The following is a 14,508-nucleotide window of genomic DNA, read 5'->3' as shown; positions in this document are numbered from 1 at the left end:
GCGGGACACGTCCTAGGATGAGCGGAACTCAGGTCTGACGGAGCTTCACTGGTGGTCGCGCGCTTACTGTCGACCCCAGCCGTGGTCGGGCGGGACTCCGAGCTCCAGGCCCTGACCGACGCCCTGGCGGGCACCCCGTCGCTGATCCTGGTCGAGGGTGAGGCGGGCATCGGCAAGAGCCGCCTCCTGCGCGAGTACCTGGCCACCGCGGACCAGCGGGTCCTGGTCGCCGCCTGTCCGCCGTTCCTGGAACCGCCCCCGCTCGAACCGCTTGAAGAGGCAGCGCAGGCGGTCATCTGTTCCCGCGCCATGCTCGGCGGCGGCCGGGTGCCTGGCCTCCAGCGTCTGCACCACCCAGGCGTGCTGGGCGCGCACCGAGGCTGCATCGGGCTGGTCTGACAGAGCGGGAACGCCGCAGCGCTTCCTCGTCGTCGTCATCGAGCTACGTACTCGGGACCAGGTGTTGGTCGGGGAGGTGGACGGCGTTCGTACCGGCCTGGGGGACGGTCAAGCGGCGACGAACCCAGGGGAATCACGCAGCGGGGACGAAGGCGGGAGGGCACTGTTGCGGGGACGGCGGGCCAGGGGCGCGAAGGAGATGAACAGCACGATGGCGCCGAGGGGGATCAGATCCTTGTCGATGAACGGCATCATCAGGTCCGTCATCACCAGGACCGGCGTCCACGCCTTGACGCGGCGCATGACGGCGAGCTGGATGATGAGCGCGAGCTGGCCGAGGTAGAACAGGTAGGGTCCGACGTCGTAGATGGCCAGCGAGATCACGGGAACGCTGTGGACCTCTTTGGTGATCATGCTCATGGCATAGTGATCGTCGGCCGCGAATCCCGCCACGATGTCGACGGTGAACTGCCCCGTCAGTGCCAGAGCGCCGGTGACGGCCACCCACATGAGCACAGTGGACAACAGGTTTCCGCCGGCCAGTCTTCGTAGCTGGACGAAGACGGAGACGAACATCGCCATCGCGGCGATGAAGGCCAGGTGGCCGGTGGTCCATGCCGGGCCGGGCCCTCTGGTGCCGTCCAGGCCGTCGAGGATCCGGATCACGCCGTAGGTGAAGGTGAGCAGCGGTGCTGCGAGGAAGGCGAAGCGGTAGGGGGAAGTCATGAGGGAACACTACGAACGCCGGCGCGCGGCCGGAATCGGGTGACCGTCTAATCCGTGGCGCAGCAGGTCCTAGTCACTTGTCCGATACCGGAGGGATGACCGGCCTCTCTACCGTTCGTGGCAGATATCGCTGCTGATGGGACGGACAGGACCACTGTGAAACTGATGGAACGCCTTGAGACCTCCGTCGAGCTGACGTCGGTGAGCAGACACTACGCACACGGTGTCGTCGCGCTCAACGACGTGAGCGTCGGCTTCCGCCAGGCCACTTTCACCGCCGTGATGGGTCCGTCCGGCTCTGGGAAGTCGACATTGCTGCAGTGCGCGGCCGGGCTGGACAGACCCACCTCGGGCCAGGTCATGGTGGACGGCAGGGACCTGACGAAGATGAGCGAGCGGAAGCTGACTCTGCTGCGCCGCGACCGGATCGGGTTCGTCTTCCAGTCGTTCAACCTGCTGCCGTCGCTCACCGCCGCCCAGAACGTGGCGTTGCCGCTGCGGCTGACCGGCCGTCGTCCCGATCCTGAGCTGGTCAGGCACAGCCTGGACGCGGTCGGGCTCGCCGACCGCGCGGGACACCGCCCCGCCGAACTGTCCGGCGGGCAGCAACAGCGGGTGGCCGTCGCGCGGGCGCTGGTGACCAGGCCGGCCGTGCTGTTCGCGGACGAGCCGACCGGCGCCCTGGACACCAACACCAGCAGGGACGTGCTGCGCCTGCTGCGCGGCCTGGTCGACCTGCACGCGCAGACGATCGTGATGGTGACCCACGACCCCGTGGCCGCCGCGTACGCCGACCGAGTGCTGTTCCTGGCCGACGGCAGGATCTGCGGAGAGCTTCCCGACCCCACCGCCGAGGTCGTGGCCGCCCGGATGCTCCTGCTGGAGGAGGCATGCTGACCATTGCCTTCAGCACCCTGCGTACCCGCATGGTGTCCTTCGCCGGCACGTTCCTGGCCTTGGCCCTCGGCGCGGCGCTGATGGCCGCGATGGGGCAGGTCCTTGCCACTACGGTCGGCTCGCCGGAAAGGGGGCCGCAGCGCTATGCCTCGGCCCCCGTGGTGGTGGTGCCCGACGACCGGCTGAGAGTCGAGGGCCACCTGGGCGAGACCAGCGCCCCGCTGGCCGAGCCGCGCGGACTGCCGGCGAGCCTGGCCGGACGCTTCCCCGACGCGGTCGCCGACCGGGTTTTCGCCGCGCAGCTCGCCGGTGGCCCCGCCGCCGTCGGGCGTCCCTGGTCCGCCTCACGCACCGCGCCCCAGCGGCTTGTCGAAGGCGGCGCGCCGGCGGGGCCACGGGAAATCGTCGTGAGTGGGGGAGCCCGGGTCGGCGACCTGGTGCGGGTGGTGACGGCCCAGGGCGCGAAACCGTACACAGTCGTGGGGGTGACGACCGCGCCGGGCACCGTGTTCTTCAGCGACGCGGAGGCGGCCAGGCTCTCGTCGCGGATCGACGCGCTGGCGCTGTGGCTCCCGCCGCAGGAGGTGCGCGCCGCGGTCGGGAGCACCGCCAGGGTGCTGACCGGGCAGGATCGAGCTCTCCTCGACCCCACCAGGGACAGCGACGAGCAGGCGAGGAACAACGCCGGCACGATTGTCGGCATCGCCGCCGGGTTCGCCGTGTTCATCGCGATCTTCGTGGTGTCCTCGACGTTCGCCTTCGCGGTCGTGCAGCGCCGGCGCGAGTTCGCGCTGCTGCGCACCGTCGGCGCCACCGCGGGTCAGGTACGCAGGATGTTGTACGGCGAGGCCGGAATCGTCGCTGTGATCGCGGCGGCGACCGGCGCCGTCATCGGCCGCTTCCTGGCAGGTCCGATCCTGGACTGGCTGGTCGGGTTGGGGATGGCACCGAGCTGGCTGGTGCCGAGCACGGACATATGGCCGTCCGTCGTGGCCTTCACGACCGGCGTGGTGGTCGCACTTGCCGGGGTGGCGCTCGCGGCCGGGCGGGCGGGGCGGGTGCGTCCGGCCGACGCCATGCGCGAGGTGGCCGTCGAGCCGCGAGCGATGACGTGGGGCCGCTGGGTGGTGGGCGCGGCCGTCGTCGGGACGGCGCTGGTCAGCATGGCTGTGAGCGCCATCGGCGACCCGGCAGGAGCGACGAACAACAAGTCGTTCATGCCGATCGTGATGCTGCTGGTCGCCGGTGCGGGGATACTCGCCCCCGCCCTGGTGCGGCCGGTCACCCGGCTCCTGGCCGCCCCGATGGACCACCTGCGCGGCGCGGGCGGAACCCTGGTGCCCGCCGCCGCCGTCGCCTCCGCCCGGCAGACCGCCGCGATCGCCGCTCCCGTGCTCATCGCCGTCGGCCTGGCCGCCGCGCTGCTCGGCGGCGCCGCGATGACCGACACCGTCAAGGCCGCGGCGCAGGCGGCTCCGGTGCGCGCCGACTACCTGGTTCTCCCCACCGGTGGCGCAGGACTGGACCGCCAGCTCGTCGAACGCCTGCGCGCACTTCCCGGCGTGGATGTCGCGGTCACGGCGCCGACCAGCCTCTACACCCTCGAAGGCGACGCCGTGCTCATCCAACGCCCGGCCGAGGCCGTCGACCCGGCCCGGCTGCCCGCCGTACTGGATGTGGCGCTGACGGCGGGATCGTTCGCCGATCTGGACGACGACGGCATCATCGTCTCCGAGACCTGGGAGATGAGGCTCGGTGCGACCGCGAAGGTGTGGCGCGCGGACGGCAGCAAAGCCGCACTCAAGGTCGTCGGACTGCTCGGCGCCGACGCACCGGCCGATTCCTACATCACCCGAGCGCACGCTCGCTCCGCGCCGACGGCCGTCGCCTACCTCAAGCTCCGTCCGGGAACGTCACCGGCTGCCGTCCGGGCGGCATTGGAGGGCGCCGTCTCCGGACACAACGCGCGAGCCGTCACCAAGGCGAACTGGGTGGCGGAGGCCGGCGATCGGCGTGGCTCGGCCAGCAGGCTCGGGCTGCTCGTCGTTCTCGGCATCATCCTGGCCTATGCTGCGATCGCGCTGGTCAACACGCTGCTGATGGCGGCCTCCGGCCGCACGGCCGAGCGTGGCACGTTGCGCCTGCTCGGCGCCACCCACGGCCAGGTGCTGCGCTACGCCGCGGGTGAGGCTCTGCTGGTCGTCGCCATCGGCGTCGTCCTGGCCGCGGGTGTGGCGGCGGTCAGCCTCGCCGGGCTGTGGGCTTCCCTGGTGCAGCTCGCGGGGCCGGTCTCGATCAGCCTGCCGTGGTCCTCGGTCGCCGCTGTGGCGGGAGGATGCGCGTTCCTCGGCGTACTCGCCTCGATCGTGCCCGCCCTGCGCTGCCCTCGCTAGTTCTCACCGAGGTCGAGTCGGGCCAGCTCCACCCTGGAGGAGACGCCCAGCTTGGGAAAGGCGCGATAGAGGTGGTAGCTGACGGTCTTGGGGCTGATGAACAGGCGAGCACCGATCTCCCTGTTGGTCAGCCCCGTCACGGCCAGCCGGACGATCTGCAGCTCCTGGGGCGACAGATCGTCGCGCCTGTCGGCGTGGACGGGCACGGCGCCGCTGTCGCCGGCCGCGCGCAGCTCCCCGGCCGCCCGCTCGGCCCACGGCTGCGCGCCCAGCCGCTGGAAGATCTCCACCGCGGCCCGCAGGTGCGTGCGGGCATCCCTGTTGCGGCGCTCGCGGCGCAGCCACTCGCCGTAGAGCAGCTCCGTCCTGGCCCGCTCCATGGGACGTTCGCGCGGCCCGTGCAGCCGCAGAGCCGTGACGAAGTGCTGCTCCTGCCCCGACATCAGGGCCCTGCAGCGCGCCAGCACGGCATCGGCCCAATTCATCCTGGCGGCGGCCGCCCACTCGGCGAACCGGGCCAGCGGTTCCGCCGCCCGTCCGGGCTCACCGGTCCGCACAGCGGCCTCCACCTGGTCGGCGGCGAAGTAGACGGCCTGGTTCTGGTGGCGTACGGGCCCGGCCTGAGCCTCCTCCAGCCGGTCGAGCACCAGCGCGTGCCGGCCGCGGCTCAGGTCGAGCATGGCCAGCGCCCACTCACCCCAGGCCATTCCGTGCACGATCCCGGTCAGCGCGAACTGATCCCGGCACCGGACGGCCAGCTCCGCACACCGCGCGTCGTCGCCCTGCACGGCGGCCAGCCAGGCCAGGACACCCTCCAGATAGCCGGTCCGGTGGGGCTGGCCGCTGTCCAGCGCGATCCGCAACCCCTCCTCGGCATCGGACATGGCGCTGCGAAACCTGTTCAGGTGCAGCTCGGCGGAGGCCAGCGTCGCGTACGCGATCGGCAACCACCCGGTCGTGCCCAGCGAGCGGCACTCCTCGACGAGGGCGGCGCAGATCTCCTGCTGCGCCGGGAAGTCGCCGACGAGCCCCGCGACGAACGCCGCGTTGAGGCGCAGCGTGTACGCCCCCCGACCGATGCGGCGCGCGTCGGCCACCAGCGGCCGCATGGCGGGCAGCGCCCTGGCCGGGCCCCGGGTGAGCGACTCCGAGCGCGCGGCGACAGCCGCCACGGCGGAGTCCAGCCCGTGCTCCGGACCCAGACGGAGCTCGGTCAGCCGCTCCGAGGCTTCTTCGAGCAGCGCGGGGTCGCCGAGCTGGGAGGCGTTGCGCGCCGCGTCCACCAGCATGAGCCCGGCCGCCCCCGGATCCAGCTCGGCGATCCGCGCGGCCCCCGAGAGCAGCAGGTCGTGCGCGGTGTGGACGGCGTCCCGCTCGAACGCGATCCTGGCCCGCAGCTCGGCTAGCCGGGCGGCGGGACGAGGGGCGTCGACCAGGCGGGCCGCGCGTTCGGACAGCTCCTGAGCCCGTTCGAGCGAGCCGGCGTCGGCCGCGGCCACGGCCGCCTCGGTCAGCCGCCTGGCGAGCTGGACCCGGTCGGCGGTCAGCTCAGCGGCCCGTTCGAGCGCGGCGGCGGCCGCCGCGTGCCCCTGCCGTTCCCTGGCCCGTTCCGCCGTGCGCTCCAGCGCGGCGGCCGCCTGCTCGTCGGGGCCGAGCGCCGCCGCGGCCAGATGCCAGGCCTGCCGGTCCTCCTGGTCGCGCAGCGCCTCGGCCAGCGCCCGATGGACGGAGAGCCGCTCGTCCAGGGAGCCCGTGTGGAGGGCGGCGGTCCGCATCAGCGGGTGCGCGAAGGTCACCGTGCCGCCGTCGACCGCGACCAGTCCCTCGGCGCCGCCGAACGCCCCCGCGTCGAGGCCCAGCACCTCGGCCGCGCGCAGGACGGCGCCCAGGTCCCCGGTGCCCTCGACGGCGGCGACCAGGATCATCAACCGCGTCCGCCGGGGCAGCGCCTCGATGCGGGCCCCGTACGTTTCCTGGATGCGGCGCGGCAGGGGCGCGGGCGCGAGCCGGTCCCCGGTGCGGGGCAGTTCGATCAACGCGAGCGGGTTGCCGCCGCTCTCCGCGAGAACCCTGGCCCTCACCGCGTCGGCCAGGTCAGGGTCGCAGTCGCGCAGAAGCGCGGCGGCAGCCTCAGGGGCCAACGGCCGCAGGCGCCGTTCCGGCAGGCCGGGCGCGCGGAAGCCGTCGCGCGAAGCGAGGATGAACGCGATGCCCTCGGCGTCCAGCCGCCTCGCCGCGAACAGCAACGCGTCGGCGGACGCCCGGTCCAGCCAGTGGGCGTCGTCCACCAGGCAGACCAGCGGGCCCTCCTCGGCGAGCTCCGACAGCAGGGAGAGCGTCGCCAGGCCGATCACGAAGCGGTCCTCACCCCCGCCCGCGCCAAGACCCAGCGCACCACGCAGGGCCGCGGCCTGCGGCTCGGGCAGGGAGTCCACCCGCGCCAGAGCGGGACGCAGGAGCTGGTGCAGGGCAGCGAACGGCAACTCGGCCTCGGTCTCCACCCCGGCGCACCGCAGGACCCGCGCGTCGGCGGCCCGGCTCGTCACATGGGAGAGCAGCGCGGTCTTGCCGATCCCCGGGTCTCCATAGATCACCAGGACCCCGCTTCGCCCAGCCCGCGCGCCCTCGAGTACCTCGTCGACAGCACGCTGATCGTCATCCCGCCCCCGCAGCATGGAAAGACTGTAACGGACGACTACCGAGCAGCTTGTCGCGAGATATGCGCATATCGGCAGGCTGGAGAGGGGGCGGCGTCGCTGATCCGCCGGACTAACCGATCTTGGGATCGTGTCGGCAGCGGTCAGGCAGGTGCCCGCCGCCCTGGGTGGGCGGCGGGCACGGAATCGGGTCCAGGTGTCAGCGCAGGGGGAAGGCGCGGGTGGTGGTCTGCTCGACCTTGTTGCCTTCGGTGTCCCAGGCTTCGGCCTTGAGGGTTACGGCGCCCTTCGTAGCCGCGAGGGCGGGATAGGTGAGTGTGGTGGTGTAGACGCCGGTACCCACCCGGCGGACCTTGGCGTCCTTCCAGGTCTGGCCGTCGTCGGTGCTGTAGGCCAGCTTCAGCCCCGCGACGGCCGGCATCGGCTCGGCCGACGGGGAGTGGGTCACGTCGATCTGGAACGTGTGCCGGCCACCGGCCCGTACGGAGGTGTCCAGGGCCTGGGTGTCACGCAGGTCGTACCCGACGAACACCAGCGGCTGCGGGTTGCACGAACCGGACGAGCCCATGATCGGGTGGCAGTCGGTCGTGGGCGGGACGGTGTCCTCGTCACGGGCCCTGGAGTGGAAGGTCCAGGCGTTGACGGAGCCCGAGCCGCTCTGTTCGAGCCGGTAGACGCTCTCCTCCTTGGTCAGCGTGAACATCGGGAACGCGGCGCCGGCGACGCGCGGGATCTCCTTGCCGTCCCTGAACAGCTTCGCGTTGGTGTTGACGCTGCCGCCGGGCATGGCCAGCCGCCCGTCGCCGGTCACGAAGGTGTAGGCGGGCAGGAACGTGTCGCCGCGCCGGCACATCGCGCACAACACCTTGTACTCGACGCCGGGGACCTCCGGGATCACCATGCCGCCCGGGGTGGCCGGGCCGGTGCCCCAGCGCCTGGTCTCCCTGCCGGGCTTCTCGATCGTCGTCTCCAGCCCCCAGGTCTTCGTGCCGGTGCCGCTGACGGTCCCCTCGCGCAGCGTGTCCGCGCCGGACAGACTGAAGTACTCGATCCGCCTGGAGGGGGCGGCGAAGTGGAAGGCCGTCGAGAACGTGACCCGCTCCAGCGGCTTGCGGCTGTGCCAGATCTCCATCTGGTCGTCGAGGCTCAACGGCGAGTGGTACGCGGTGTCCACCGCCCGCAGGCGGCTGTCGGTGAAGCGGTAGTCGGGGTCGGGGACCCTGCCGTCCTCGTACTCCAGGAGCTGGTAGGTGTAGTCGATGATCGGGTGGCTGGCGATCTCCAGCGTGACCGGGCCGGCCGCGAGCTGGGCGCGGAGCTGGTCGCCGACGGCCTTGAAGATCTGGATCACCGGCAGTTCCGGCTTTTCGTCCCCGCTGGGCCAGGCGGGGATCGAGCAGCCGGGGTACACGCGGTTGGCGAAGAGCACGACCCCGGCGGCGCCCGCGGCCTTCAGCGCCTGGAGACGCTTGAGCTCGATGACGCAGGTGTCATCGGGGTCGATCGTCATCAGCGCGAGCTTGCCGCGCAGGCCGCCCTGCGGGTTCTCGCCACCGCCGACGTACGCGAGGTCGTAGCGGCGGGTGCCGGCCGGGAACGGGATGTCCCAGCCGAGGTCGAAGCTCAGCCCACGGTCGAAGTACTCATAGGTTCTGGCGTCGATCGCGTACTTCCGCGGGGACACGGCGCGCACGGCCAGTTGCGGGTTGGCGGCCGTGGCCTGCACCGAGAACAGCAGCTTCCCCTTGGTGACCTTCTTGGTGGGGCTGATGTACCAGTCGTTCATGCCGAGGGCGCCCATGCTCCCGGACGACAGCGAGGTGCCGTCCCAGGCCGTGCGCACGAAGGAGAGGGTGCCTCTGGCGTGCCGCCAGTCGATCGGCTTGGGCGTCGTCATGCGCAGCAGCACGGCCTTGCGGGCGTCGAGGGTGATCTCGGCTCCGCCCTCTGGCACGACCACCTCGGGGTCGTACAACTGGGCGACCGGGGGAGGCCCGCTGTCGGTCGTGTTGTGCTGGACGCCGGCCTGGACGTTGTAGGTGCCCGGCTCGACCATGTAGCGGTAGACGCCGTCGCTGACGAACTCGCCCGAGCTGACGCCATAGGTGTCGGGGACGTCGACCGCGCTCGCGGCCACCCAGCTCACCATCGGCGAGGGCGGGTTGCCGTACCTGTCGATGAGGTGCACGGTCAGCGGCACCTTCTTGGGCCCGCGGCGCAGCCCCACCGGGGTCGTGACGTGCGTACCGGACGGGCCTGCGGCGACCACGGCGCCGGTGTAGCCGCCCTTGGGCAGGCCGTCCGGGCGCAGGGTGACGGTGACGGACGCGGTGCCGCCCGCCGGGACGGTCACCGACGGGGCGCTGAACGTCAGCGCGTCCTTGGCCTCACTCAGGGTGGCGGCGAGGGTCAGCGTCACCTCGGCGGCGCCGTCGTTGGCGTAGGTGACGGTCTTGTCCACGGTGTCGTTCACGTCCACGGGGATGACGCCGTAGTCCAGGTTCGGCGTGGTGGAGACGACGGCCTGGGAGACGGCCCTGGCCACGTCGACGCGGCCGGCGCCCTGCTCGTAGGCGGAGTGTCCGGCGTCCTTGGCGGTCGACATCAGCGCCGCCTTGAGCCGCCGGCCGTCCCAGGACGGATGTTGCTGGGCCAGCAGCGCGGCCGCGCCCGCGACGTGCGGGGTCGCCATCGAGGTGCCGTTCAGGCTGGTGTAGAGGGCGTCGACCGGACCGCCCAGCGAGGTTCCGGCGGCGCGGGCGGCGACGATGCCCACGCCTGGGGCGGCGATGTCCGGCTTGAGCGCGCCGTCCACGGCCCTCGGCCCGCGGCTGGAGAAGCTCGCGAGCCGGTCGGACTTGTCGGTGGCGGCGACCGTCAGCGCGGACGCGGCGGCGCCGGGCGCGCCGATCGTCTCCTTGGCGGGGCCGTCGTTGCCCGCGGCGACCACGAACAGCGCGCCCGTCGAGGCGCTCAGGTCGTTGACGGACTGGGACAGCGGGTCGGTGCCGTCGGTGGGGTTGCCGCCGAGGCTCATCGAGACGATCTTCGCCTTCTCCTCGGTGGCGGCCCACTCCATGCCGGCGATGATGTCGGAGGTGTCGCCCGAGCCCGAGTCGCCCAGCACCTTGCCGATGACGAGCCTGGCGCCGGGGGCGACGCCCTTGCGCGTGCCGTCCGAGCCCGCGCCCGAGCCCCCCACGGTCGCGGCGACGTGGGTGCCGTGGCCGTGGTGGTCGGTCACCTCCTGGCCCTCGACGAAGCTGCGGCTGTCGGCGATCCGGCCGGCGAGGTCGGGGTGGGTGGCGTCGACGCCGGTGTCCAGCACGGCGACCGTCGTGCCCGAGCCGTCGAAGCCGGCCTTCCACGCCTCGGGCGCGCCGATCAGCGGCACGCTCTCGGCCAGGTCGGCCTTGACCTTGGCGTCCAGCCAGACCTTGCCGACGCCGCCGGCCAGTCTCGTCCGGCCATTGGCCGATTCGCGCAGGGTGGCCCAGAACTCGTCCGCCTTCGTCTTGTCGACCGTGAGGGCGGCGCCGTGGATGCTCGGCAGCGACCGGATGGCGGTGCTGTCGGGCAGGGCGCGGGCGGTGCTCTTCCGGGTGCCCTGGTACTGGACGATCAGCGGCAGGCGGTCGGCCGTGCCGTCGGCGTAGCCGTTCTCGGCCAGGTAGCGGACGTCGAACAGCTTGAGGTCCAGGAGGCCCGCGTCGAGGGCGGGCTGGGCGTCGTCCGGGATCACGAAGATCCCCTCCGGGCCGGCCTCGCTGCGGAACAACGGGGTGTGACCGTCGGGGCGGCGGACGGCCTCGGGGGTCGCGGTGTAGTGTCCGTCGCCGTCCCTGGCGAGGCGGACGGTGTCGCCGGTGATCAGGGTGAGGCTCCATTCGCCGCCGGCGGCGCCGGGGAGCGTGACGACGCCGGTGTCGCCCTCGTCGGGCGCGGCGAGGGCCGTCGCCGGGGTGAGCAGGCCCGCGGCCAGTGCCGCTACGGCCGCGCCCGCTGACACGCGCGGCCACGGCCGCCTTCTGGTGGGTGGCATCGGGGGATCTGCCTCTCTCCTCATGCGTCGACCCAGCCCTCTTCGAGTTCGGCCTCGGGTTCGGCCTCGGGCTCGGGTGTGTCCTGCTCGTCCTTCGGATCGGGCTCTTCAGGCATGCGCTTAGCGTCACAGGAGCGACAGATGGCTACCTATGGGGCAAACACCCCAATAGTCAGGCGTCGAGGCGGTGCGCCAGCCCCGCGCGGGAGCGCAGGCCCAGCTTGCGCATGGCCGACCCCAGGTGCTTGTCCACGGTCTTGGCCGACAGGAACAGCTCCTTGGCGATCTCCTTGTTGGTCAGGCCGGTGGCGGCCAGCCTGGCCACCGCGTCCTCCCTGGGGGAGAGCGCGGACCCGTAACCGCGCGGGCCGCCGCGATGCCGGGCCGGTACGGGCAGGCCCCAGCGCCTGCCCAGCCGGCCCGCCCGGTCGAGGTCCCAGGCGGCGCCGAGCCCGCCGTACGCGTGCAGGGCGGCCTCCAGCATCGACGCCCCCCGCTCGTCACCGGCGCTCAGCAGCAGCCCGGCCGCGTGCTCGCGCGCCTGCGCCGCCTCGTACGGCGCCCCCAGCCGGTCGTACGACGCCGCCGCGTCCATGAAGCGCACGGCGTCGGCGGACAGGAAGCCCCGCGCATGGCCGAGCGCCGCCCGCGCGAGCGGCGCGTCCAGCGCGGCGAGCTCGCCTTCGAGACGTGACACCAGCTCCCCGGCCTCCTCGACCCTGCCCAGCCCCACCAGGGCTTCGACCAGCGCGGGAACCGCCCGAACACCCACCGGCCACAACCCCTTGGCCGCCCACAACGCGAACGCCTCGCCGGTACGCGCCACGGCCTCCCCGGCCCGGTCCTGTGCGACGGCCAGCCGCAGCAGCGCGCTCACCGGCAGCGCGAGCACGTCGGCCGCGCCCGTCTCCAGGTTCGCGCGCACCAGGTCGTCGAGCCGCGCGGCGTCGGCCCGCCCGCGCGCGAGGGCCAGGCAGCCGGACACGGTGTCCGCGGTGAGGCGGAAACTGGGCAGGTCGGCGAAACGCACCCGCAACGCTGCGAGCTCGTCCGCCACGCCGTCCCAGGAACCCCGGCAGTACGCCAGAGTCGCCAGGTTCAACCGGCACCTGGACTCGATCAGGCCGGTGACGTCGTGCTCGGCCGCCTCGGCCAGCGCGGCGTCCAGCAGGCGGTACGCGGTGTCGTGCTGCCCGGCCAGGCAGGCGACCTCGCCGATCGAGTCGTAGGCCACCACCTCCCACCGGTTCGTCGGACGGCCGCCGGTCCGCGCCACGACCTGCCCGGTCAGGCTCGCCCCGCGCGGGTCGCCGACGAGGGTCAGCACCATGGCGACCTTGCCGAGCACGGAGATGCGCCGCTCGGGCTCCGCGATCTCGGGCAGCCGTTCGAGCGCCAGGTCGAGCCAGCGCAGGTGCTCGGCGAGCGGGACACCGGGCGTTCTCGGCATGCCCAGGCCCACCATCGCGTACGCGGCCAGCACCGGGCGGTCGGCGAGATCGGCGACCGCCTCGATCATGGCCCCGCGGGTGAGCTCCGGCGCGGCGCCCCCGGCCTCCAGCTTCAGCCCGATGAGGTAGTTCAGCTCGCCGCGCACCGGTCCGGGCGGCTGGCGGGCGACGGCGGCGCGCAGCAGGCCGATGAGCTCGTCGGCGCCCAGCGCGTAACCGCCCGCCCAGCCCAGTTTCGCCGCGAGCCTGCCCTCGCGTTCCGGGTCGAGGGGCGCGTGCCGCAGGACCGCCTCCAGCAGGCGTTCGGCCTCCGCGTCGTTGGCGAGGGCCACGGCCTGGTCGGCCGCCTGCTCCGCGGCGTCCACCCAGGCGTCGTGCCGGCCCGCGTGACGGTGGTGGTGGGCGATCTGGCCGAGCGGCGTGGGATTCTGCCGCGCCACCGCCTTGGCCGCGCGGACGTGCAGGTCCTGGCGCCTGGGCAGCGGGATGCTCCCGTACACCGCCTGGACGGCCAGCGCGTGCCTGAAGCCCGCCGTGCCGGCGTGCTCGGCGAACAGGCCGCGGTCGAGGAGCTCGTCCAGGCCCTCATGGGCGTCCTGCTCCGGGACGCGGCAGGTGGCCACGAGATCGGGCACCGGCACGGCCACCCGCAGCACCGCCGCGGCCTCCGCCACCGCCTGCGCGTTCGCGCTCAGGCCGCGCACCCGTTCCAGTACGGAGTCGCGCACCCCGGCCGGTACGCCCAGCTCGTCGAGCGTCTTGCGCGCCCACCTGGTACCGCGCTGGACCAGGACGCCGCGGGCCCGCAGCAGCGCGACCAGCTCCTGGATGGCGTACGGCAGGCCCGACGTACGCTCGCACAGGTAGGCGGCGAACTCGTCCGACACCTGTGCGGTGCCCAGGATCGAGGCCGTCAGCTCGTTCGTCCGGGCGGCGTCCAGCGGGGGCAGCACGAGGTGGGCATGGGCGAGCTCAGGACGTAACCGCGCGGTGAGCGCCCGCAGCCCGGGACCAGCCTCCTCACCGCGGAACGTGAGCACGAGGACGAGCCCGGGCGGCGGGTCGGCGAGCAGGTAGCCGAGGAACTCCACCGTCTGCTCGTCGGCCCAGTGCAGATCCTCCAGCACCAGGACGGCCCGGCCGAGCGCGGCGAGCAGCTCCGCGAGCCCGCGGAACACGCGATGCCGCAGCCCGGAGGGGTCCTCCAGCGGGCCGGGCTCGGCCGGGAGGACGGCGGCGAGCTCGGGCAGCAGCGGGCGCAGCGCGCCGGTCACCGGCGACAGGCCGCCCTCGGGCAACCTCCCGGCCGCGCCGCGCAACGCCTCGATGACGGGCCCGAGCGGGAACGGCTCCCGGATCTGCGGGCACCCACCGACGAGCGGCGGCCGATCAGACGGCTCGGCAGCGGGCGGCGGGCGGTCACGCAGCTCGGCGGCCAGTTCGCTGACCAGCCGCGTCTTGCCGATGCCGGCCTCGCCCTCGATCATGACGACGGCCGGGGGACGCCGCACCGCCGCCCGCAGCCGCCCCAGCTCCGCGTCCCGGCCGACGAGGACGGGCGAGATCACCCGCTCCGCCGCGATTTCGGCATCGTCCATAATCGAGCCATTGAAGCGCCGCCCGCATGAAATGTCACATCTGTCTTACCTGGCGGCTGACCCATTGGGTGGTCGTGTTTCACGCCATGGCCGGTCTCGCTCGGGGTCTCGGCCTCGATCCTTCCAAGATCGAGGCGGGAGCGCAGGAGCGACGGGAGTCCGACCGGTGAGCGCGTCATGACTGAACGGCGGCCTCTCCTGGCCGATCGGGGTGGCGCGGTGCGCGGATGGGGTCGGCGTCGGCGGGGGCCATGCACAGCACGACGGCACGTGTGCTAGATTGAGATCAGTTGCAGTTGTGGTACCCATAAAGACTTGTGTGCACCTGACGGTATGTAGCCTCAG

General features: G+C 72.8%; 6 protein-coding genes and 1 pseudogene. 3 read left to right on the top strand and 4 right to left on the bottom strand.

What is annotated here, in order from left to right; translation table 11 throughout:
- Positions 1-51: 51 nt before the first annotated feature.
- Positions 52-273: pseudogene (locus ABT158_RS51375) on the top strand (ATP-binding protein); the annotation flags it as partial.
- Positions 274-507: 234 nt separating this feature from the next.
- On the opposite strand, the gene ABT158_RS46270 reads toward ABT158_RS51375, so the two are convergent.
- On the bottom strand, positions 508-1,125 hold the full coding sequence (locus ABT158_RS46270) for a hypothetical protein (RefSeq protein ID WP_352364996.1): 618 nt from the start codon (positions 1,123-1,125) through the stop codon (positions 508-510).
- A 165-nt stretch (positions 1,126-1,290) separates the two neighbouring features.
- On the opposite strand from ABT158_RS46270, the gene ABT158_RS46265 reads away from it, so the two are divergent.
- Entirely contained in the window at positions 1,291-2,022 is a 732-nt protein-coding gene (locus ABT158_RS46265; protein ID WP_352364994.1) for an ABC transporter ATP-binding protein, read from the top strand.
- A complete protein-coding gene (locus ABT158_RS46260) occupies positions 2,016-4,415 on the top strand; it encodes an ABC transporter permease (protein WP_352364992.1) in 2,400 nt (799 codons plus the stop codon). The genes ABT158_RS46265 and ABT158_RS46260 overlap by 7 nt, the downstream gene beginning before the upstream one ends.
- On the opposite strand, the gene ABT158_RS46255 is transcribed toward ABT158_RS46260, so the two are convergent.
- The 3 genes from ABT158_RS46255 to ABT158_RS46245 form a co-directional block, all read right to left on the bottom strand.
- Positions 4,412-7,090 carry an ATP-binding protein gene (locus ABT158_RS46255; RefSeq protein WP_352364990.1) on the bottom strand — a complete coding sequence of 893 codons (2,679 nt, stop codon included), beginning with the start codon at positions 7,088-7,090 and terminating at the stop codon, positions 4,412-4,414. The two genes, ABT158_RS46260 and ABT158_RS46255, sit on opposite strands and share 4 nt — an antisense overlap.
- A gap of 181 nt (positions 7,091-7,271) precedes the next feature.
- The gene (locus ABT158_RS46250) at positions 7,272-11,081 is read right to left on the bottom strand and encodes a S8 family peptidase (RefSeq protein WP_352364988.1); all 3,810 of its coding nucleotides are present in this window, start codon (positions 11,079-11,081) and stop codon (positions 7,272-7,274) included.
- 205 nt (positions 11,082-11,286) lie between these two features.
- Complete coding sequence (locus ABT158_RS46245) at positions 11,287-14,163, bottom strand: ATP-binding protein (protein ID WP_352364986.1); 2,877 nt, start codon at positions 14,161-14,163, stop codon at positions 11,287-11,289.
- Between the last annotated feature and the right edge of the window lie 345 nt (positions 14,164-14,508).

This window comes from Nonomuraea sp. NPDC001636 (genome assembly GCF_040298265.1).
GTDB lineage: Bacteria > Actinomycetota > Actinomycetes > Streptosporangiales > Streptosporangiaceae > Nonomuraea.
Note: the sequence above shows the minus strand (reverse complement) of the source record. Positions and strands in the feature narration are given on the sequence as shown.

Excerpts from the sequence above, each read along its gene's own strand:
- ABT158_RS46270 (WP_352364996.1), bottom strand. The coding sequence starts at position 1,125 with ATGACTTCCCCCTACCGCTTCGCCTTCCTCGCAGCACCGCTGCTCACC.
- ABT158_RS46265 (WP_352364994.1), top strand. The coding sequence starts at position 1,291 with ATGGAACGCCTTGAGACCTCCGTCGAGCTGACGTCGGTGAGCAGACAC.
- ABT158_RS46260 (WP_352364992.1), top strand. The coding sequence starts at position 2,016 with ATGCTGACCATTGCCTTCAGCACCCTGCGTACCCGCATGGTGTCCTTC.
- ABT158_RS46255 (WP_352364990.1), bottom strand. The coding sequence starts at position 7,090 with ATGCTGCGGGGGCGGGATGACGATCAGCGTGCTGTCGACGAGGTACTC.
- ABT158_RS46245 (WP_352364986.1), bottom strand. The coding sequence starts at position 14,163 with ATGGACGATGCCGAAATCGCGGCGGAGCGGGTGATCTCGCCCGTCCTC.